This is a genomic window from Falsiroseomonas ponticola (genome assembly GCF_016805305.1).
Classification (GTDB): Bacteria; Pseudomonadota; Alphaproteobacteria; order Acetobacterales; family Acetobacteraceae; genus Falsiroseomonas; species Falsiroseomonas ponticola.
In genome coordinates, this window is record NZ_JAERQN010000001.1 from 1,033,318 (window position 1) to 1,052,051 (window position 18,734).

Annotated in this window: 20 protein-coding genes; 11 read left to right on the forward strand and 9 right to left on the reverse strand. The window is 70.8% G+C overall.

Annotation, left to right across the window (positions count from 1 at the left end):
- Window positions 1-41 precede the first annotated feature (41 nt).
- The 4 genes from dnaA to mutM all read right to left on the reverse strand — a co-directional run bounded on the left by dnaA (window position 42) and on the right by mutM (window position 4,064).
- A complete protein-coding gene (dnaA, locus tag JJI54_RS04990; RefSeq protein ID WP_203072328.1) occupies window positions 42-1,550 on the reverse strand; it encodes a chromosomal replication initiator protein DnaA in 1,509 nt (502 codons plus the stop codon).
- A 345-nt stretch (window positions 1,551-1,895) separates the two neighbouring features.
- Window positions 1,896-2,174, reverse strand: a complete 279-nt coding sequence (gene rpsT / locus JJI54_RS04995; protein ID WP_203071499.1) for a 30S ribosomal protein S20 — start codon at window positions 2,172-2,174, stop codon at window positions 1,896-1,898.
- 162 nt (window positions 2,175-2,336) lie between these two features.
- Window positions 2,337-3,113, reverse strand: coding sequence for an enoyl-CoA hydratase (locus JJI54_RS05000; protein WP_203071501.1), 777 nt, complete (start codon window positions 3,111-3,113; stop codon window positions 2,337-2,339).
- A 51-nt stretch (window positions 3,114-3,164) separates the two neighbouring features.
- Complete coding sequence (gene mutM / locus JJI54_RS05005) at window positions 3,165-4,064, reverse strand: bifunctional DNA-formamidopyrimidine glycosylase/DNA-(apurinic or apyrimidinic site) lyase (protein WP_203071503.1); 900 nt, start codon at window positions 4,062-4,064, stop codon at window positions 3,165-3,167.
- A 128-nt stretch (window positions 4,065-4,192) separates the two neighbouring features.
- On the opposite strand from mutM, the gene JJI54_RS05010 reads away from it, so the two are divergent.
- Both JJI54_RS05010 and JJI54_RS05015 read left to right on the forward strand, forming a co-directional pair.
- Window positions 4,193-4,930 carry a class I SAM-dependent methyltransferase gene (locus JJI54_RS05010; protein ID WP_203071505.1) on the forward strand — a complete coding sequence of 246 codons (738 nt, stop codon included), beginning with the start codon at window positions 4,193-4,195 and terminating at the stop codon, window positions 4,928-4,930.
- Window positions 4,918-5,364, forward strand: a complete 447-nt coding sequence (locus JJI54_RS05015; RefSeq protein WP_203071507.1) for a PaaI family thioesterase — start codon at window positions 4,918-4,920, stop codon at window positions 5,362-5,364. The genes JJI54_RS05010 and JJI54_RS05015 overlap by 13 nt, the downstream gene beginning before the upstream one ends.
- Here JJI54_RS05015 and JJI54_RS05020 read toward each other — a convergent pair.
- Complete coding sequence (locus JJI54_RS05020) at window positions 5,346-5,774, reverse strand: DUF4260 domain-containing protein (RefSeq protein WP_203071509.1); 429 nt, start codon at window positions 5,772-5,774, stop codon at window positions 5,346-5,348. The genes JJI54_RS05015 and JJI54_RS05020 overlap by 19 nt on opposite strands.
- Here JJI54_RS05020 and coaBC point away from each other — a divergent pair.
- Entirely contained in the window at window positions 5,766-6,950 is a 1,185-nt protein-coding gene (gene coaBC, locus JJI54_RS05025) for a bifunctional phosphopantothenoylcysteine decarboxylase/phosphopantothenate--cysteine ligase CoaBC (RefSeq protein ID WP_203071511.1), read from the forward strand. The genes JJI54_RS05020 and coaBC overlap by 9 nt on opposite strands.
- Here coaBC and JJI54_RS05030 read toward each other — a convergent pair.
- The gene (locus JJI54_RS05030; protein WP_203071513.1) at window positions 6,947-7,738 is read right to left on the reverse strand and encodes an alpha/beta hydrolase; all 792 of its coding nucleotides are present in this window, start codon (window positions 7,736-7,738) and stop codon (window positions 6,947-6,949) included. The two genes, coaBC and JJI54_RS05030, sit on opposite strands and share 4 nt — an antisense overlap.
- Before the next feature lie 132 nt (window positions 7,739-7,870).
- Here JJI54_RS05030 and JJI54_RS05035 point away from each other — a divergent pair, with 132 nt between their 5' ends.
- The gene (locus JJI54_RS05035) at window positions 7,871-8,383 is read left to right on the forward strand and encodes a flavin reductase family protein (protein WP_203071515.1); all 513 of its coding nucleotides are present in this window, start codon (window positions 7,871-7,873) and stop codon (window positions 8,381-8,383) included.
- Between the two features lie 6 nt (window positions 8,384-8,389).
- Here the strand turns inward: JJI54_RS05035 and JJI54_RS05040 are convergent, their stop codons facing one another.
- Together JJI54_RS05040 and JJI54_RS05045 are read right to left on the reverse strand one after the other, a co-directional pair.
- The gene (locus JJI54_RS05040) at window positions 8,390-9,688 is read right to left on the reverse strand and encodes an NtaA/DmoA family FMN-dependent monooxygenase (RefSeq protein ID WP_203071517.1); all 1,299 of its coding nucleotides are present in this window, start codon (window positions 9,686-9,688) and stop codon (window positions 8,390-8,392) included.
- A gap of 156 nt (window positions 9,689-9,844) precedes the next feature.
- Window positions 9,845-10,807 (reverse strand): Bug family tripartite tricarboxylate transporter substrate binding protein, encoded by a 963-nt coding sequence (locus JJI54_RS05045; RefSeq protein ID WP_203071519.1) that lies wholly within the window; start codon window positions 10,805-10,807, stop codon window positions 9,845-9,847.
- Window positions 10,808-10,948: 141 nt separating this feature from the next.
- Between JJI54_RS05045 and JJI54_RS05050 the strand changes: the two genes are divergently transcribed.
- The 7 genes from JJI54_RS05050 to dut all read left to right on the forward strand — a co-directional run bounded on the left by JJI54_RS05050 (window position 10,949) and on the right by dut (window position 18,211).
- Complete coding sequence (locus tag JJI54_RS05050; RefSeq protein WP_203071521.1) at window positions 10,949-12,496, forward strand: D-aminopeptidase; 1,548 nt, start codon at window positions 10,949-10,951, stop codon at window positions 12,494-12,496.
- 61 nt (window positions 12,497-12,557) lie between these two features.
- The gene (locus JJI54_RS05055; RefSeq protein WP_203071523.1) at window positions 12,558-13,898 is read left to right on the forward strand and encodes an MFS transporter; all 1,341 of its coding nucleotides are present in this window, start codon (window positions 12,558-12,560) and stop codon (window positions 13,896-13,898) included.
- 124 nt (window positions 13,899-14,022) lie between these two features.
- A complete protein-coding gene (locus tag JJI54_RS05060) occupies window positions 14,023-15,060 on the forward strand; it encodes an ABC transporter substrate-binding protein (RefSeq protein ID WP_203071525.1) in 1,038 nt (345 codons plus the stop codon).
- Entirely contained in the window at window positions 15,060-15,812 is a 753-nt protein-coding gene (locus JJI54_RS05065) for an ABC transporter ATP-binding protein (RefSeq protein ID WP_203071527.1), read from the forward strand. The genes JJI54_RS05060 and JJI54_RS05065 overlap by 1 nt, the downstream gene beginning before the upstream one ends.
- Window positions 15,809-16,666: an ABC transporter permease gene (locus JJI54_RS05070; protein WP_203071529.1), complete on the forward strand. Its 858-nt coding sequence runs from the start codon at window positions 15,809-15,811 to the stop codon at window positions 16,664-16,666. Before JJI54_RS05065 ends, JJI54_RS05070 begins: the two co-directional genes overlap by 4 nt.
- On the forward strand, window positions 16,663-17,685 hold the full coding sequence (locus JJI54_RS05075; RefSeq protein ID WP_203071531.1) for an isopenicillin N synthase family dioxygenase: 1,023 nt from the start codon (window positions 16,663-16,665) through the stop codon (window positions 17,683-17,685). Before JJI54_RS05070 ends, JJI54_RS05075 begins: the two co-directional genes overlap by 4 nt.
- Before the next feature lie 64 nt (window positions 17,686-17,749).
- Window positions 17,750-18,211 carry a dUTP diphosphatase gene (dut, locus tag JJI54_RS05080; RefSeq protein WP_203071533.1) on the forward strand — a complete coding sequence of 154 codons (462 nt, stop codon included), beginning with the start codon at window positions 17,750-17,752 and terminating at the stop codon, window positions 18,209-18,211.
- Between the two features lie 52 nt (window positions 18,212-18,263).
- On the opposite strand, the gene JJI54_RS05085 is transcribed toward dut, so the two are convergent.
- A complete protein-coding gene (locus JJI54_RS05085; protein WP_203071535.1) occupies window positions 18,264-18,701 on the reverse strand; it encodes a DoxX family protein in 438 nt (145 codons plus the stop codon).
- Between the last annotated feature and the right edge of the window lie 33 nt (window positions 18,702-18,734).

Sequence of the window (18,734 nt, forward strand, 5' to 3'; positions counted from 1 at the left end):
CCTCCTGCCGGGGTCCAGGGGCAGAGCCCCAGGGTTGGCCTTTACGTCTCCAGCATCCGCCGCAGCAGTTCCACGTCTTCCGCGAAGGCGCTGTCCGCCTGCATCAGCTCCGCCACCCGGCTGACCGCGTGCATCACGGTCGTGTGATCACGGCCGCCGAAGCGCCGCCCGATCTCCGGCAGGGACCGGCTGGTCAGCTGCTTGGCCAGGTACATCGCCACCTGGCGGGGCCGGGCCACGTTGCGGGCGCGGCGGGGCGAGGACATGTCGGTCAGGCGGATGTTGTAGTGTTCCGCCACGCGCTTCTGGATCTCCTCGATCGTCACGCGGCGGTCATGGGCGCGGAGGATGTCGTGCAGCACCTCCTGCGCGCCTTCCAGCGTGACGGGCCGGCCGAAGAGGTTGGCGTGGGCGATCAGCCGGTTCAGCGCGCCCTCCAGCTCCCGCACGTTGGAGGTGATCTTGTGGGCGAGGAATTCCATCACCTTGGGCGGCACCGGCACGCCCTGGCTCTGCGCCTTGGCCTGCAGGATGGAGATGCGGAGTTCGTAGGTGGTGGCGTGCAGGTCGGCGACCATGCCGCAGCCGAGGCGCGTGCGCAGCCGGTCCTCGATGCCCGAGAGGTCGGAGGGCGACTTGTCCGCGCTCACGATGATCTGCTTGCCGGCATCGACAAGTGCGTTGAAGGTATGGAAGAACTCTTCCTGCGTATTGTCCTTGCCGATCAGGAACTGCAGGTCGTCGATCAGCAGCACGTCCACGCTGCGCAGGCTTTCCTTGAATTCCATCGTGGACTGGGACCGCAGCGCCGCGATGAAGCGGTACATGAATTTCTCGGCCGACATATAGGCGACGGAGAGCGGCGGGCGGCCCTCGGCGGCGCCGCTTTCCCGGATGGCCCAGGCGGCGGCGTGCATCAGGTGGGTCTTGCCCAGTCCGACGCCGCCATAGAGGAACAGCGGGTTGAAGCCCGGGCTGGCCGGCTTTTCCGCCACGCGGCGGGCGCAGGCATAGGCGAATTCGTTGGGCTTGCCGACGACGAAGGTATCGAAGGTGAAGCGCGGGTCGAGCGGCGCGGTCCAGTCGCTGCGCGGGTCCGCGGGACGGGCTTCCGCGGCGGGGGCGCTGCGCCCGAGCGGCTCCGCCAGGCCGGCCGGCGCCTCGGCCGCTTCCGGCGCGCGCAGGGGCGCGGGGCGGGGCGCCTGGCGGGGCGGGTCGGCCGCCACCGGGGCGGCGGCGGGCGCGGGCTCCGTCGCCCGGGGTTCGGGCGTCACGCGGAAATCGATGCGCCGGATGGCGGGGATCTCGGCCTGCCAGAGGGCGCGCAGGCGGTCGCCGTAATGGCCGCGGACCCAGTCCCGCAGGAAACGGGTCGGGAGAAGAACGATCGCCTCCTCCCCCTGGATGGCGGAGAGGGTCATCTGGCGGAGCCAGGTGCGGTACTCGACCTCGCCCACTTCCTCGCGCAGCCGGCCGCGGATGCGCGCCCATACCTCCGCCAGCTGGGCCGGGGGGGAGGACGGAGACGACGGACCGACCGCATTCTCCATAAGACGCACCTGCCAACCTCATGGCCCAGACGGGCACTGTCGATGTGAACTGCGTGCTGCGGAGGACCCGCCATGGGGGGCAGTGGTGCGCGTTCCGGGGGGGATGCACCCTGCTTCCCGGAAGCTACAGCGCCACGCTTGGCCCACGCAAATGATTACTGCACCCTGACCAAGTCATGCCTTCGAGGGTGAAAGTATTCAGTTTGCAGCACAAGAAAAAGAACATGCGTTATCGCCCGGCAGCCGGCGCGGGGAGCAGCGCGCCACCAGGTTCGATCACACAGGTTCGGAAAACAGGCGCCGTGCGAGCCGGCCGTTGTTGCCAACGGCCGGGTCCGACGGGGCTCAGGCCTGGGCGGAAGCGCCGATGGCCTTGATGCGCGCGGAAAGGCGCGAAAGCTTGCGGGCCACGGTGTTGGCGTGCAGCACGCCCTTGCCCGCCGCGCGCTGCAGTTCCGGCTGCGCCGCCTGGAAGGCCGTCGCCGCCGCCGCCTTGTCGCCGCCGGCGATCGCCTGCTCGACCTTGCGGAGGAAGGTCCGGACCCGGGACTTGCGGGCGCGGTTGCGCTCCGTGCGCTTCTCGGTCTGACGGATGCGCTTGCGCGCGGAGGCCGTGTTCGCCATGGGTTGCTGTATCTGACCAGTCGGGATGTTTCGGGAGCCTTCGGGCGGACCCGTCAGCGAAGGCGCGGTTTCTATCCCCCGCGGCTCGTCCGAGTCAATGGACGGACGTCACGCGGGGGCAACAGGGCGGTCACGATCAGGCCGCAACCGCCCGGGTTTCCGTTAGCGATTGCTGAAGGACGGCTTCCGCTTCTCGGCGAAGGCCGCCATGCCTTCCTTCTGGTCCTCCGTCGAGAAGAGGCTGAGGAACAGGCGGCGTTCGAAGCGCACGCCTTCGCGCAGCGTCGTCTCATAGGCGACGTTCACCGCCTCCTTCGCCATGGCGACGGAGGGGGCGGAGAGGCTCGCGATCTTCTCGCCGATCTTCACGGCTTCCGCGACCAGGTCCGCCACGGGCACGATGCGGCAGACCAGGTTGGCGCGCTCGGCCTCCTGCGCATCCATCATGCGGCCGGTCAGCACCATCTCCATCGCCTTGGACTTGCCGATGGAGCGCACCAGGCGCTGCGTGCCGCCGGCGCCGGGGATGATGCCGAGGTTGATTTCCGGCTGGCCGAACTTCGCATTGTCCGCCGCCAGGATCAGGTCGCACATCATGGCGAGCTCGCAGCCGCCACCCAGCGCGAAGCCCGCCACCGCCGCGATGACCGGCTTCTGGATGGTGAGGACCGTCTCCCACCGCTTGCCGATGAAGTCGTCGAAATAGACGCCGGGATAGGTCCGGTCCTTCATCTCCTTGATGTCGGCGCCGGCGGCGAAGGCCTTCTGGCTGCCGGTGATCACGATGGCGCCCACCGCGGGATCGGCATCGAAGGCGCGCAGCGCCTCGCCCAGCTCCGTCATCAGCTGGTCGCACAGCGCGTTCAGCGCCTGCGGCCGGTTCAGCGTGATTACGCCGACGCGGCCTTGGGTCTCGACCAGGATCATTTCATGGGCCATGCGGCGACGCTCCCTTGGATGATGAAGGCGTAGCGCAGGATGCCGGGGGCCTCAACGCTGCGTCTTGCCGCAATAGAAGGTGCTGCGGCCGGACTGCACGATGCGCGCCACGCCCGCGCAGCCGCTCTCCGGCCCGGGGCATAGCGGGCAGGGCTGGCCTTCGCGGTCATAGACGGAGAAGCGGTCCTGGAACCGCCCCAGCTCCCCATCCGCCCGGACATAGTCGCGCAGGGAGGAGCCGCCGGCGCCGATCGCCTCCTCCAGCACCGCCTTGATGGCGGGCACCAGCCGGGCGGCCCTGGCGCCCGCCACGGTATGGGCCAGGCGGCGCGGCGAGATGCCGGCGCGGAACAGCGCCTCCGCCACATAGATGTTGCCGAGCCCCGCCACCACGCCCTGGTCCAGCAGCGCGGCCTTGATCGGCGTCTTCTTCCCCGCCAGGGCGGCGGAGAGCGCGGCGGGGGTGAAATCCGCCTCCAGCGGCTCCGGCCCCATGCCGTCCAGCAGCTTGTGGCGGTCCTCCTCCGCCGTCGGCATCAGGTCCACGCAGCCGAAGCGGCGGGGATCGACGAAGCCGACCCGCGTGCCGTCATCCGTCTCCATGAACAGGTGCTCATGCGCCTCCGGCGGGCCGTTATGGCCGCGGGCATCGGAAAAGCGGCCCGTGGGGCCCATCCAGGGCACGGGCGGGCCTTCGACCGGCCGCGCCACCATGCGGCCCGACATGCCGAGATGGATCAGCAGGCTCTCCGCCGTATCCAGCCTGGCCAGCATGTACTTGCCCCGGCGCCGGAAGCCCGTGACGCGCGCGCCCGTCAGCCGCTCCCCCAGCCGGGGCGGGAAGGGCCAGCGCAGGTCGGGGCGGGTGGTCTCGGCACGGATGATCCGGCGGCCTTGCAACACGGCCGCCAGCCCCCTCATCACCGTCTCCACCTCCGGCAATTCCGGCATTTTTTCTCCAGGCTGCCGCGGGATGGTGGCGCGGCGGGGCGCTTGAATGGGGCGGGCGGCGCGGGATGGCAGGGCGTGCCCGGGGGCGATTGATTGCCGGGGGGCGGTGCGAGTGGCAAGGTGGGACGATGACCGACACCGTTGATTTCGGGTTCCGCGAGGTTCCCAAGGCCGAAAAGGCCAGCCTGGTCCGCCAGGTGTTCGAGAGCGTGGCGCCCCGCTACGACCTCATGAACGACCTCATGTCGCTCGGCATCCACCGGATCTGGAAGCGCATCTTCGTCAACGCCATCGGCGCCTCGAAGCGGGAGACGCTGCTGGACCTGGCCGGCGGCACGGGCGACATCGCCTTCGGCGCGCTGGCCGGCGGCGCCAAGCGCGTTATCCTGACCGATGTGAACCCCGCCATGCTGGAGGTCGCGCAGAAGCGGGCGCTGGACCGCGGCATCGTCGACGGCCTGGACTACGCGGTGGTGGATGCCGAACGCATCCCCCTGCCGGACCGCAGCGTGGAGAAGATCTCCATCGCCTTCGGGCTGCGCAACTGCACCGACAAGGACGCGGTGCTGCGGGAAGCGCGGCGCGTGCTGCGGCCGGGCGGGCGCTTCCACTGCCTGGAGTTCTCCCGCGTCGAGATCGCGCCGCTCGCGAGCATCTACGACACCTGGTCCTTCAAGGTGCTGCCGGAGATCGGCGCGCGCGTGGCCAAGGACCGCGACAGCTACGAATACCTGGCGGAAAGCATCCGCCGCTTCCCGGACCAGGAGACACTCTGCGAGATGATGCGCGGCGCGGGGCTGGAACGCGTCGCCTACCGCAACCTCTCCGGCGGGATCGTCGCGATCCATACGGGATGGCGGCTGTAGAAGCCGAGGCGCGCGTCCGCGCCGCCTTCGCGCGGCAGGGCTTCATGCGCAACCTGGATGCGCGGATGGTCGAACTGTCCGCGGGGCGCTGCGCCATCGAATGCGCCTTCCGCGACGACCTGACCCAGCATCACGGCCTGTTCCATGCCGGCGTGCTGACGACGCTGGCCGACAATGCCTGCGGCTTCGCCGCCCTGTCCCTGATGCCGGAAGGGGCGGAGGTGCTGAGCGTGGAGTTCAAGGCCAGCTTCCTGCGCCCGGCCGCCGGCATCGCCGTGGTGGCGCGGGGCGAGGTGGTGAAGCCCGGGCGCACGCTCAGCTTCTGCCGCGCCGATGTGCTCGCGCGCGATGCGGCGGGGCGGGAGGTGCTGGTGGCCACGATGATGGCGACGATGATGGCGACGGTGATGGCGGCTCAGCCCGCCTTGCGCTGACCGACCTGGCCGAGATGCGTGTCCTGGAAGGCGCTGGCGTATTTCAGCCCGTAGCCCGCGGCACGGTCGAAGCCGATATGCGCCAGCCAGACCAGCGCATAGGGCAGCAGCCAGGGCGCCGCCCACCAGCCGAGCAACCCGATGGCCAGCGGCAGGGGCGTGGCATGCGCGGTGTTGTAGGCCAGGGCGCCGATCCGCGGGCCGGCGAGGTAGCCGAGCATGGCGATGTCCGGCAGCAGGAACAACGCGGCGAAGAGCCACCAGGACGCCCCCGTCGCGCCATAGGCCATGGCCGCCGCGGCCAGCAGCGCCAGCCCCTCCGCCCGCAGCAGCCACCGCACGCCGCCCTGCACCATGCCCGACCCCTGTTCGCTCTGGCCCCGGATGGCTACCCTGCCGCCATGGGACATGGCCGCAGAATCCTCCTGATCATCTCCGGCAGCGTCGCCGCCTACAAGGCGCTGGAGCTGACGCGCCTGCTGCGCAAGGCGGGGCATGAGGTCTCCCCCATCCTCACCGCCGGCGGCGCGCGCTTCGTGACGAAGGAGGCGCTGGCCGGCATCTCCGGCGCGCGGGTGCATGACGATCTCTGGGCGGCGGAGGCCGAGATCGGCCATATCCGCCTGGCGCGCTGGCCGGACCTTGTCGTCATCGCGCCGGCCTCGGCCAACATGATCGCGCGCATGGCGCAGGGGCTGGCGGATGACCTCGCCTCCACCGTGCTGCTGGCGACGCGCGCGCCGGTGCTGGTGGCGCCGGCGATGAACCCGGCCATGTGGGCGCATCCGGCGACGGTGGCCAACATGGCGACACTCCGCGCCCGCGGCGTCGCCGTGGCGGGGCCGGAGGAAGGGGCGATGGCGGAGCCGGAAAGCGGCCCCGGGCGCCTCGTGGAGCCCGTGACGCTGGCCGCGACCATCGAGGCGATGCTGCGCGATGGTCCGCTCAAGGGTCGCCACATCATCGTCACCAGCGGGCCGACGCAGGAAGCGATCGATCCCGTGCGCTACATCGCCAACCGCAGCAGCGGCAGGCAGGGCCATGCCATCGCGGCCGCGCTGGCCGCGCTCGGCGCGCGCGTCACGCTGGTCAGCGGCCCGGTCAGCCAGCCCGATCCCGCCGGCGTCACGGTCAGGCGCATCGAAAGCGCCCGCCACATGCTGGCGGCGGTGCAGGCCGCGCTGCCCGCGGATGCCGCGATCTTCGCCGCCGCCGTCGCGGATTTCCGCCCCGATTCCGCGCCCACCCAGAAGATCAAGAAGGAACCCGGCGCGCCGCCGCCGGAGATCCGCCTGGCGCTGAACCCCGACATCCTGGCGACCGTCGCGCAGCACGCGACGCAGCGCCCGCGCCTCGTCATCGGCTTCGCGGCGGAGACGGAGAAGGTGGTGGAACACGCCACCGCCAAGCGGCTGCGCAAGGGCTGCGACTGGATCGTGGCGAATGACGTCTCCGGCGACGTGATGGGCGGCGCGGAGAATGCCGTGCACCTGGTGACGGCGGCTGGCGTGGAGGACTGGCCGCGCCTGCCGAAGGAGGAGGTGGCGAAGCGCCTGGCCGCGCGGGTGGCGGAGGCCCTCGCCTAGCCTTCCCGCAGGAAGGCGATGATGGCCTCGATCGCCGCGCGGGAATCCGCGGCATCCGGATCCTGCGTGGCGAAGAGGTGCCCGCGGCCGGGGAACAGCCGCAGCTCCGCGCGGCCGCCCGCGGCGCACCAGGCCTGCGCGAAGCGTGGCGCCATGTCCGGCGTGACATTGGCATCGGCCCCGCCCTGGATGACCAGCAGCGGCGGCGGCGCCGTGGCCTCCCCCCGGTCCAGGATGTGCTGGGGGGATGCATCCTCCATCGCCGCCGCGTCCGGCCACCAGGCCTCATGCGCCTCGATCAGGTTCCGCGCGCCCGTGGCCTGCGCCATGCGGTAGCGCGCCAGCGGGTCCGTGACGGGCCAGCAGAGCGCCAACCGCGCCAGCGCGCCATCGCCCGCCGGCCCCGGCAGCGCCGCGTAGTCCGCATGGCGCGGCCGCAGCGCCAGCAGCGCCGCCTGGTGCCCGCCGGAGGAGGTGCCAAGCCCCGCGATGCCGCCGGCGCGCAGGCCCCGTCGCGGCCCCTCCGCCTTCAGCCAGCGGGCCGCCAGGTGGATGTCCTGGATCGAACCGGGATAGCGCGCCACGGGTGGCTTGCGCATCTCCGGCGCCATGACGAGCACGCCCGCGGCGGCCAGGCGCTGGTGCAGGACCTCGTTCATCAGCCGGTCGCCGAAGGTCCAGGCGCCGCCATGCACGGACAGCACGCCGGGGAAGGGGCCGGGGCCTTCCGGGATGTGCAGCTGCGCCAGCAGGCCGTCGGGATGGTCGGCGATGTCCTCGATCGGCACGGGGCCGCTCCTCCCAGGTGAAGCTAACGATGGACCGGGGCTCGTCAGAGCGTATCCTGGCCCCCATCTGCGACGCGCAACAAGGACTCCGCCCGATGCCTCCCGCCCTTTACTGTCCAGGATCCGTCCCGCATGCCGTCTGACGCGCCGGCCATCGAAACCCTGTCCCCCGTCGATCAGAAGCAGTTCCGCGGCGGCATGGCCCTGCTGGCCGCGGCGGTGAACCTCGTGACCACCGCGGGCCCGGCCGGGGACGGCGGGTTCACCGCCTCCGCCGTCACCAGCGTGACGGATGATCCGGCGACGCTGCTGGTCTGCGTGCGGCGCAACGGCTCCGCCACCCCGCTGGTGCGGACGAATGGCGTGGTCTGCGTCAACACGCTGGCGGCGGGACAGGAAGCGCTGTCGAGTGCCTTCGGCAGCAGCAGCGGCACCCTGGCGGACCGCTTCGCGCTGGGCGAATGGACCCGGCTGGTGACGGGCGCGCCGGTGCTGCGCGGCGCCATCGCCAATTTCGACTGCCGCATCGCGCAGGTGACGGAAGTGGGCACGCACAGCGTGCTGTTCTGCCAGGTGCTGGCGGTGGAGACGCTGCCGGAGGCCGCGCCGCTGCTCTACTTCAACCGCGCCTACCGGACGATCTGATCCGCTTCAGAACTCCATCAGGTTGTCGCGGAAGCTGCGGTGGGCGTAGCCCTTCTTCACCAGGCCGCGACGCTGGAGTTCAGGGACGAGCCCATCGGTGATTTCCGCGACATAGCGTCGCGTGAAATCGCCGTTGAAGAGCAGGAAGCCGTCGCCGCCGACTTCCTGCATGATCTCCGCCATCATCCCCGCCACATGGTCCACCGTGCCGGTGTAGTCGATGCCCGACTTGGTCGCGAGGCCGAGCGCGATGGCGCGCGGCGTGCGGCCCGTGTATTTCGCCACCGATGACTGGTGGCCATTGGTCGTCAGTTCCGGCAGCGGCTCGTCCGGATCGAATTTCGAGAAGTCGATGCCGCTCATCCGCGACATCATGGCGAGGTTCATCTCCAGGTTCTCGGCGGCGTCCTGCACCTCCCGGTCCCGCCGCATGCGCGCGGCCTCCATCGAGACATCGACGATGGGATAGGCGAGGAACAGCACCTTGATGCGGTCGGGGTCGCGCCCGTCGGCAATGGCCTGGCGGCGCACCGTCTCCCGGTAGGATTTCATCGCCTCCACGCTGCCGGCATTGGTGATGATGGTGTCCGCCCAGCGCGCGGCGAAGCGCTGGCCGCGCGGCGATCCGCCGGCCTGGCACAGCACCGGCCGCCCCTGCGGGGAACGCGGCGCGTTCAGCGGGCCGCGGCAGGAGAAGAACTTTCCCCTGTAGTCGATGGGATGCACCTTCCGGCCATCCGCGAAGACCGCACCTTCCCGGTCCAGCACCACCGCATCCGGTTCCCAGGACTCCCAGAGCTGCGTGACGATCTCCGCCACCTCATCGGCGCGGTCGTAGCGATCGTCATGCGCGTGGTGCCGCTCCATCCCGTAATTCTGCGCCCCGCCATCATTGCTGCCCGTCACCATGTTCCAGCCGACGCGGCCTTCGGTGACGTGGTCCAGCGAATTGACCAGGCGGGCCAGCAGGAAGGGCGGGTATTCGCTGGTGGACAGCGTCGGCACGATGCCGAGATGCTTCGTCGCCATGGCGAGGTAGGGGACCAGCACGGCGGGATCCAGCTTCGGCGTGGCGGCGGCGTATTTCAGGTAGGTGTCGTGCGAGCCCTGGTAGGTGTAGGGCACGTTGCAGCTGTCCTCGATGATCAGATAGTCGAAGCAGGCGCGCTCCATGGACCGCGCGAGATCGACGAAGAGGTCCGGCATCATCCAGCGCGAGGCATCGCCGCCCCAGTCATGCCGCCAGGCCTTCGGGCCATAGCCGCGGGAGAGGAACCAGGCGAGGTGGAAGGGGCGGGGGCTCATGCGCGGTGTTCCCTGTGCTGGGGCGCGTGTCAGAGGTGCGGCCAGCAAAGCTGGCCGAGGCCGCGAAGGCGGCCCGCCGGTGGTCCGTCACGCCGCAGGCGTGCCTTCGGCACGGCGAGCCAGGCGGCCGGAGGCCGTGCCCGGCGCCTGAGGGCATCAATCAATTCGCATGCCGGTCTGCTGCACCACGCGGCGCCATTTCGGCACTTCCTCCCGCACCATCGCCGCCAGCTCCTCCGGCGGGCCGATCGCGGCCTCGAAGGCCTGGTCCTTCAGGAAGCGGTCGAAATCCGGCGTGCGGATGACGGCGGCGATGGCGGCGTTGAGCAGCTGCGTGAGGTCGGCGGGCACGCCGGCGGGCAGGAACAGCGCCTGCCAGCTATCCACGACCACCTCCGGCAGCGTCTCCGCCATCGCCGGCACCTCCGGCCGGAAGGGGCTGCGATGGCTGCTGGTCACGGCCAGCGCGCGCAGCGTGCCCTCGTTCAGGAAGGGCAGGGTGGCGGGCAGGGTGACGATGGTGCCATCGATGGTGCCGGCCACCGCGTCCTGCACCGCGGGGCCGCCGCCGCGATAGGTCACGGGCGTCACGCGCAGGCCCGCCAATTGCAGCAGCGCCGCCGTCATCCGCCCTGGGGAGGTCGCGCTGGAATGGCCGATCGTCACCTCGTTCCCCGCGCGCACGGTGCGGACGAAATCCGCGAAGTCGCGCAGCGGGCTGTTGCGGCCGACAGCCAGCACCTGGGACAGCCGCGCCACCAGCGCGAGCGGGCCGAAATCGCGCAGCGGGTCGAAGGGCAGGTTCGGCATCACGCTGGGGTTCACGGTGAAGGGCTCGCTCGCGATCAGCCATGTGTGGCCATCGGGGCGGGACTTCGCGACGAAATCCATGGCGATGGCGCCGCCCGCGCCGCTGCGGTTCTCCACCGCCACCTGCCAGCCCCGCATCTCCCCCAGCTTGCGGGAGATGGCGCGGGCGAGGATGTCGAGGCTGCCGCCCGGCGCGGTGGGGACGACGAGGCGGATGGGGCGGTCCGGGAAGGCGCTGCCCTGCGCACGCAGGATGCCGGGTGCCAGGCTGAGGCCGATGACCAATCCGCGCCGCGCGATCCCTGCCATGGCCGTGCCCCCGAGGAACGGCAAGAGCCTAGGCAGCAACAGCGAAAACCCGCAACGGGCCTGCGAAACGATCGGCTTGCCGCGCGAATGGGCAGGCTGGCGGGGCTTGCCGTTTGCGCATCGGCGGTGACACTGCGCGGCATGACCCAGACGCTCGATACGCTGATCGCCAGCCTGCCGCGCCGCTACCCTGGCCCCGGTGGTGCCATCGCCGTGCTGCGGCGGGGGGAGATATTGGTGCGCCATGCCTGGGGCTACGCCAATGCCGAGCGGCGCATCCCCTTCACGCCGCGCAGCCTGTTCCGCATGTGCTCCATCACCAAGCAGTTCACCTGCGCGGCGATGCTGGCGGCGTTGCCGGATCCGGAGGCGCTGGCACCGGCCATCCGCGCCCGGCTGCCCCGCCTCGAGGGCGCCATGCCATCCGTCCGGCACCTCGCCCACAACCAGTCGGGGCTGCGCGACTACTGGGCGGTGGCGATGCTGCACGGGTCGCCGGCGGAGGCGCCCTTCGGGGATGAGGAGACGGCGCGCGTCATCGGGGCCACGCAGTCGCTGCAATTCGCCCCGGGCAGCCGCTATTCCTACGTCAACCAGAATTTCCGGCTGCTGTCCGACGCCTTGCAGGACGTCACCGGCCGCGGCTTCGCCGAGCTGCTGCGCGACCATGTCCTCGGCCGTGCCGGCATGGGCAGCGCCTTCCTCGCCGCCGATACGCGCGCCATGCCGGATGGGACGGAGGGCTATGAGGGTTCCGTCGCCACCGGCTTCGTGCCGGCGCGGAACAACATCCTCTGGACCGGCGATGCGGGGCTGGGCGCGAGCCTCGATGACATGATCGCGTGGGAGCGCTGGATCGACGCGACGCGGGACGATGCGGAGGGCCTCTACAACCGCCTGTCGGCGCCCGTGACCTTCGCGGATGGCGCCCCCGCGCCCTATGGCTTCGGGCTCGGCCGGGGGCGGGAGTTCGGCCGCGCGACGACGGGCCATGGCGGCGCGCTGCGCGGCTGGCGCAGCCATCGCGTGCATGTCGCGGCCGAAAGGCTGTCCGTCGTCGTGATGCTGAACCACCTGTCGGATGCCGGCGCCGCGGCGCTGGATGCCGTGGCCGCGGTGCTGGGGGAGGCGCGGCCCGCGCCGGTGCCGCGCCCCGCCCCCGCCTGGCTCGGCGCCTACCAGGACCCGGAGACGGGGCTTTCCGCCCGCATCGACGAAGCGGCACCCGGCCTGCTGCGGCTGCGCTTCGGCCATTCGGCGGAGCGGCTCGACATCCGGGAGGATGGCAGCGCGGATAATGGCCGCACGCGCCTGGCGATGACGCCGCAGGGCCTGCGCATGGAACGCCCGCAGGAGAACCAGGTGGCGCTGCTCGTCGCGCGTCCCGGCGAGCCCGCCACCGACATCGCCGGCGAATATCGCTGCGCGGAGCTGGATGCGACGCTGACGGTGGTGGATGCCGGCGGCGCGATGCAGGGCGGTTTCGGCGGCTTCCTCGGCCAGGGGCGGATGGAGCCGCTGGAGCCGATCGGCCCCGACCTCTGGGCGCTGCCCTGCCCGCGCGCGCTGGACCACACGCCACCCGGCGACTGGACGCTGGCCTTCCGGCGCGATGGCGCGGGGCGCGTGGCGGGCGTCACGGTGGGGTGCTGGCTGGCGCGGGGGCTCGCTTACGAACGCGTGAGCTGAGGGGGAACCGGCACGCCGGGATGCGTTACCGGGGGCGTCTGTTGGCTTCCGGGACGTCTGCATGTCGGTTTCCTCCCCCACCACGGCGCCGAGCTTCGGTGCCGTCATCTCCACCCTCGCCGCGCTGCTGCTGGGCTATGCCAGCATGCAGATGGGCAACACGCTGCAGGGCACGCTGCTCGGCGTGCGCGGCAACCTCGAAGGCTTCGATGCCGCCATCATCGGCTTCGTCGGTGCCGCCTTCTGGGGTGGTGTCGTGGCGGGGTCGCTGCGCGCGGGCGCGCTGATCCGCCGCGTCGGCCACACCCGCACCTTCGCGGCCCTCGCGGCCATCGCCTCCACCGCCGCGCTGCTGCACCTGCTGGTCATGCACCCGATCGCCTGGATCGCGACTCGCGCCCTGACGGGCTTCTGCTTCGCGGGCCTCTTCATGACGGTGGAGAGCTGGCTGAACGCCGCCGCCACGGCGGAGAATCGCGGCCGCGTGCTCGGCCTCTACGGCATGGCGGGCCTGGTCGCGGGCATCGGTGGACAGATGCTGCTGACAACCGTGGATACGGCGGGCTTCGCGGCCTTCTGCATCGTGGCGGTGCTGATCTCGCTCGCCCTCGTTCCCGTCGCCGTCTCCGGCGCCAGCGCGCCGGCCCATGCGGTGGGGGAGGCGCGGATCGACCTCCTCGGCCTCTATCGCGGGTCGCCTTTCGGCGTGGTGGCCGCGGCGCTCTGCGGCTTCACCACCGCCAGCTTCTTCGCGCTGGCGCCGCTGCAACTCGCCAATGGCGGGATGGAGGGCGGCGGCATCGCCTTCGTCATGGCCAGCGCGACGCTGGGCGGCTTCCTGATGTCCTGGCCCATGGGGCGGCTGTCGGACCGGATCGACCGGCGGATCGTCGCCGTCGCCATGGCCGGCGTCGCCGCCATCGTCCTGCCGCTGCTGGTGAACCTGGTGCCGGCGGATGCGGGGCTGGTCGTGATCTGCGCCTGCGCCGCGATCTTCGGCGCCAGCGTCATGCCGACCTACGGCATCGTCGCCGCGCATGTGAACGATACGGTGAAGCCCGGCGACTATGTCTCCGCCGCCGGCGGGCTGCTGGTGCTGCAGGGGCTGGGGGCGACGCTCGGGCCCATCGTGTCGGGCGCCGCCATGTCGGCGGCTGGCGCCATGGGGCTGGCGGTGGCCATGGCGGCGGCGCAGGCGCTGGTGCTGGGCTGGGGGCTGTGGCGCATGCGCCAGCGCCCGGCGCCGCCGCCGGAGGAGAAGGGCAGCTTCGCCATTGCCCCGGCCGTACCGGTCGGCACCGCGCTGCATCCGGAGGTGGATGCGGAAGCCGAGGCTGCGGAGGCGGTTGCCGATCCGGCAGGCGAAAAGGCGGAAGAAGAGGCGGTGGTGACCGCTTCCTAGGCGAATCGCGACACGCTGCCCCCACTTTGGGCGGCGCGGGCGGGGCAAGTCGCTTGTCCCGCCTTTCCGCACGGGACCATCCTTCCCGCCCGCGCCACACGCGGCGTGGGAAGGATGATCCCGCATGATGTCGCCTGGCCGCCGCTCCCTCCTCCTCGGCCTGACCGCCACGGCCCTGGCCGCGCCGGCCTTCGCGCAGCGCCGGCCGATGCAGGCGGCGACGCAGCTGGGATGGCTGCGCAATGGCGAATTCGCGCCGCTGATGATCGCGGAGGCCAAGGGCTATTTCGACGCGCAGGGCATCGCGCACCGCATCGTCGATGGCGGGCCGGGGCGGAACCCGATCCCGATCGTCGCCGCGGGCCAGGCGCAATTCGGCCTCGCCACCTCCGGCCTGCATATCCTGGCCGCGCGCACGGCGCGGGACCCGATCGACATCCAGGCGATCGGCGCGCTCTACCAGAAATCGCCCGCCGCCTACCTGACCATCGCCAACCCCGGCGATCCCGACCCCACGCCGAAATCGCTGGAGGGAAAGAATCTCGGCGTGCAGGCGGGCTCCGAATATTTCGCCCGTGCCATGGCCCGGCTGAACGGGGTGGATGAGACGAAGATCCGCCTCGTGACCGTGCAGGCGAATGCGGAGCCGCTGATGGTCGGCCGTGTCGATTTCTTTGCGGGCTGGATCACCAACCAGGCCTATCAGATCGAGCAGGAGGCCGCGAAGCCGGACGCGCCGCCGGCGCTGCGCGGCAAGACCTGGAAGGCGCTGCGCTTCAGCGAATGGGGCCTCAACGCCTATGCCGACACCATCTTCGCGACATCGCGCACGCTGCAGGAGAATCCCGATCTCGTGCGCGGCTACCTCCGCGCCGTGGCGCAGGGCATCCAGTTCATCCTGACCAACCCGGAGGAGGCGATCCAGCTCGTCGCCCGCTTCCAGGGGCAGATCGAGACGGCGGACAAACTCGCCTGGCGCTGGCGGGTGCAGAACCCGCTTTTCACCAGCGACGACACGCCGGCGGGCGGGCCGCTGACGATGAATGCCGCGACCTGGACGGCGATGTCCACGCTGCTGCGGGAGGCGAATGAGATCCCCCGCGCCGTGGCGACGGAGGAGGCGATGACCACGCGCTTCCTCCCCGGTCCGGTTTCCGCCTGATGGCCGCGCCCGTCTCCGTCCGCGGCGTCTCGCGCCGGTTCGGGGACAGCGTCGCGCTGCGGCCGACGGACCTCGAGGTCGCGGCGGGGGAGTTCGTCGCGCTGATCGGTCCCTCCGGCTGCGGCAAGACGACGCTGCTGCGCATCGTGGCCGACCTCGAGAGTCCGAGCGGCGGCGAGGTGCGGATCGGCGCGGACAGCGCATCCGCGGCGCGGCGCAACCGGCAGATCGGCCTCGTCTCCCAGCGGCCGGCGGTGCTGCCCTGGAAGCGGGCGGAGGACGATGTCCGCTTCACCCAGAAGATCGCGCGCCGCATCGGCTTCCCCGCCGGCCTGCTGCTGCGCGATTTCGGGCTTGCGGGGCATGAGGGCAAGCGCCCGGCGGAGCTGTCGGGCGGCATGCTCCAGCGCGTGAACATCGCCAGCGCCATCGCGCATGACCCCGCCGTGCTGCTGATGGATGAGCCCTTCAGCGCGCTCGATGAGATGAAGCGGGAGGAACTCGGCGCCTGGTTCGACGCGGAACTCGCGCGCCGCCCCAAGACGGTGCTGTTCGTCACGCACAATATCGAGGAGGCGGTGATGCTGGCCGATCGCCTGGTCGTCTTCTCCCCGGCGCCGGGCGGCATCGTAGAGATCGTGGCGGTGGACGCGCCGCGGCCGCGCCCGCCTTCCTTCCGCGCCGATCCGCGCTTCATCGCGGCCGCGGCGCGGGCGCGGGAATTGCTGTTCGGCAGGGCGCTGGCAGCATGATGGATGGGGGGCACGCCGTCGCGCTGGCGCCGCCGGTCGCGGCACCGAAGCCGCGCGCACGGATCAGCCTGAAGCCGCTCTGGGCCGTGCTGCGGGTGGTGGCGCCGATCGCCTCCATCCTCGCGCTCTGGTACCTCGCCATCGCCGTCTCGGGCCTGCCTTCCTTCGTCATCCCCCGGCCGGAGCGCGTGCTGGCGACGCTGGTGGAGGACCGGGCCTTCATCACCGTGCACCTGGTCTCGACCCTGCAGGTGGCGGCACTCGGGCTGATCTTCGCCAATGTCGCGGGCATCGGCATGGCGCTGCTCTTCGACGCCATCCCGGCCACGCGCCACATGCTGATGCCGGCGGCGATCACGCTGCGCAACATGCCCTATGTCGCGCTGGTGACGGTGCTGTCCCTGGCGCTGGGCGATACGCTGGTTTCCAAGGTCACGGTGGTGGCGCTGGCGGGCTTCTTCCCCGTGCTGGTCAACACCATGCAGGGGCTGCGCGCGGCGGATCCCGTGATGCTGGACCGCATGCGCGTGCTGAATGCGGGATGGACCACGACCTTCCTGCATGTCCGCCTGCCCTATGCCGTGCCGCATGTGGTGGCGGCGCAGGAAATCGCGGCGACCAGCGCCATCATCGTCGCCATCTCCGCGGAATGGATGATCTCCTCCGAGGGGCTCGGCTTCATCATCAACCGCGCCATGCAGACCTATCGCGGCGACCAGGTCTATGCCGTCGCGCTGCTCGCGACCCTGTTGTCCTTCGCCCTCTACGCCATCGTCCACCAGATCGGCCGGCGCCTCGATTGGCGCGAGGCCGCGACCCGACGCAAGGCATCCCCCAAGGAGAACGCCGCATGAGTGCCGCCATCAAGGTCGAGGCCCCGGCCTCCATCCCCGTCATCGACGTCTCGGGCCTCTATTCGCCGGACATCGCGGAGCGTCGCCGCGTGGCCGATGAGATCGGCCGCGCCTGCGATGAGATCGGCTTCTTCTACGCCGTCGGCCACCATGTGAAGCTGGAGACGATCGAGGCCGCCTGGAAGAAGGCGCTGGAATTCTTCGCCCAGCCCATGGAGGCGAAGCTCGCGGTGGAATGCGACCGCAACAATCGCGGCTATCGCAAGATGGGCGACACCATCCATGCCAGCGGCCTGAAATTCGCGCGCGACAGCTTCGACCTCGGCTTCCCCTGCAAGCCGGACGATCCGGAGGTGCTGGCCGGCACGCCGCTCTACGCCCCCAACAACTGGCCCGCTCTGCCGGGCTTCGAGGAAGCGCTCTCCGCCTACTACCAGGGCAGCCTGGAAGTGGGCACGACCATCCTGAAGGGCTTCGCGCTGTATCTGGGGCAGGAGGAGGATTTCTTCTCCCGCCACTTCACCCGGCCGGTCGCCGACATGGTGATCAACCACTACTACCCCTACGCCACCGCGATCGGCCTCGGCGCGACGGAAACGGCCTCCGGCGCCCATACCGACCACGGCATCATCACCATCCTCTGGCAGGATTATTCCGGCGGGCTGCAGGTGATGGGCAAGGATGGCGTGTATCTCGACGTGCCGCCGATCCCGGGCGGCTATGTCATCAATGTGGGCGAGCTGATGAAGCGTTGGACCAATGGGCGCTTCAAGGCGACGGTGCATCGCGTGATCCACACCAAGAACGCGCCGCGCATCTCCATGCCGCTGTTCTGCAATCCCGACTTCAATACCACCGTCGATCCCGCGCAGCTCGGCGTGGCGGAGCCCGCCTATTCGCCCGTGACGTCCGGCGAATTCCTGATCTCCCGCTTCCAGAAGACCCGCAAGCTCTGGGGCGCCGCGAACAAGGACGCGACCGTGAAGGCGGAGGCGATCGAGGCACCGGTGGAGGCGTGAGGCGCCCTCTGGCATAACGCGCCACGGCCGCGCCATGCGGCCCTATGCGCGGGATGCCTGACGGATGGATGTCGAACTGAAGGTGCTGGATGCGCGGCTCGCGGAGTGGGGCCTGCCGCGCTACCAGAGCGAGATGGCGGCCGCGGTGGATTTGATGGCCTGCCTCGACGCGCCGCTGACCATCATGCCGGGGTCGGCGCCGGTGCTCGTCTCCTCCGGCATCGCGGTGCACATGGCGGATTCGGGCATGGCGGCGCTGGTGCTGCCGCGGTCGGGCATGGGGCACAAGCGCGGCCTGGTGCTCGGCAACCTCGTCGGCCTGATCGACCCCGACTATATGGGCCCCATCATGGTCAGCTGCTGGAACCGCAACGGGCCGGGCAGCGAGCCGATCGTGCTGGAGCCCGGCGAGCGTTTCGCGCAGATGGTCTTCGTGCCGGTGCTGCGGCCGAGTTTCCGCGTGGTGGAGGATTTCTCCAGCGTCTCCGCGCGCGGTGCGGGCGGCTTCGGATCAACGGGCGGGTAGATGCGAAACACCCCCGGGGGTTGCCCCCAGGGGGTTCGCCTGCCGGCCTCGTTCAGGCCCGGGCTTCGACCGTGCCGCGGCCGATCAGCCGGGCCGGGTCGAGGGCGAAGGCCCCGGCACCGAGGCCCGCCTGCACCACCAGCAGCACCGTCCACATGGCCGGGAATTCCCAGCCGCCGCCCGGCGCGTTGAACAGCCAGCCCTGGCCGGCATGCTGGATGGTGGCGCCGATCATGATCGGCAGCGCCGCGATGCTGACCAGGCGGGTCCAGACGCCGGCGATCAGCGCGATGCCCGCGGCCGTTTCCGCGATGGCGACGACGGCGCCCAGGATCGGCGGATACCCGATGGAGCCGAAATAGCCCATCGTGCCGGCCAGGCCGAAGGTCATGATCTTCAGCAGCAGGCCATGGGCCAGGAAGGCCACGCCCAGCGTCACGCGCAGCAGCGCGGCGGCATAGGGGGTGGTGGTGCGGGTGTCGGTGAACATCGTCTTGGTCTCCGGGCGGGGCGCGTCAGGCGC

Excerpts from the sequence above, each read along its gene's own strand:
- dnaA (WP_203072328.1), bottom strand. The coding sequence starts at position 1,550 with ATGGAGAATGCGGTCGGTCCGTCGTCTCCGTCCTCCCCCCCGGCCCAG.
- JJI54_RS05010 (WP_203071505.1), top strand. The coding sequence starts at position 4,193 with ATGACCGACACCGTTGATTTCGGGTTCCGCGAGGTTCCCAAGGCCGAA.
- JJI54_RS05045 (WP_203071519.1), bottom strand. The coding sequence starts at position 10,807 with ATGGCAGGGATCGCGCGGCGCGGATTGGTCATCGGCCTCAGCCTGGCA.
- JJI54_RS05015 (WP_203071507.1), top strand. The coding sequence starts at position 4,918 with ATGGCGGCTGTAGAAGCCGAGGCGCGCGTCCGCGCCGCCTTCGCGCGG.
- JJI54_RS05000 (WP_203071501.1), bottom strand. The coding sequence starts at position 3,113 with ATGGCCCATGAAATGATCCTGGTCGAGACCCAAGGCCGCGTCGGCGTA.
- JJI54_RS05050 (WP_203071521.1), top strand. The coding sequence starts at position 10,949 with ATGACCCAGACGCTCGATACGCTGATCGCCAGCCTGCCGCGCCGCTAC.
- JJI54_RS05075 (WP_203071531.1), top strand. The coding sequence starts at position 16,663 with ATGAGTGCCGCCATCAAGGTCGAGGCCCCGGCCTCCATCCCCGTCATC.
- dut (WP_203071533.1), top strand. The coding sequence starts at position 17,750 with ATGGATGTCGAACTGAAGGTGCTGGATGCGCGGCTCGCGGAGTGGGGC.
- JJI54_RS05055 (WP_203071523.1), top strand. The coding sequence starts at position 12,558 with ATGTCGGTTTCCTCCCCCACCACGGCGCCGAGCTTCGGTGCCGTCATC.
- rpsT (WP_203071499.1), bottom strand. The coding sequence starts at position 2,174 with ATGGCGAACACGGCCTCCGCGCGCAAGCGCATCCGTCAGACCGAGAAG.
- JJI54_RS05060 (WP_203071525.1), top strand. The coding sequence starts at position 14,023 with ATGATGTCGCCTGGCCGCCGCTCCCTCCTCCTCGGCCTGACCGCCACG.
- JJI54_RS05085 (WP_203071535.1), bottom strand. The coding sequence starts at position 18,701 with ATGTTCACCGACACCCGCACCACCACCCCCTATGCCGCCGCGCTGCTG.
- mutM (WP_203071503.1), bottom strand. The coding sequence starts at position 4,064 with ATGCCGGAATTGCCGGAGGTGGAGACGGTGATGAGGGGGCTGGCGGCC.
- JJI54_RS05020 (WP_203071509.1), bottom strand. The coding sequence starts at position 5,774 with ATGTCCCATGGCGGCAGGGTAGCCATCCGGGGCCAGAGCGAACAGGGG.
- JJI54_RS05065 (WP_203071527.1), top strand. The coding sequence starts at position 15,060 with ATGGCCGCGCCCGTCTCCGTCCGCGGCGTCTCGCGCCGGTTCGGGGAC.
- JJI54_RS05040 (WP_203071517.1), bottom strand. The coding sequence starts at position 9,688 with ATGAGCCCCCGCCCCTTCCACCTCGCCTGGTTCCTCTCCCGCGGCTAT.
- coaBC (WP_203071511.1), top strand. The coding sequence starts at position 5,766 with ATGGGACATGGCCGCAGAATCCTCCTGATCATCTCCGGCAGCGTCGCC.
- JJI54_RS05070 (WP_203071529.1), top strand. The coding sequence starts at position 15,809 with ATGATGGATGGGGGGCACGCCGTCGCGCTGGCGCCGCCGGTCGCGGCA.
- JJI54_RS05035 (WP_203071515.1), top strand. The coding sequence starts at position 7,871 with ATGCCGTCTGACGCGCCGGCCATCGAAACCCTGTCCCCCGTCGATCAG.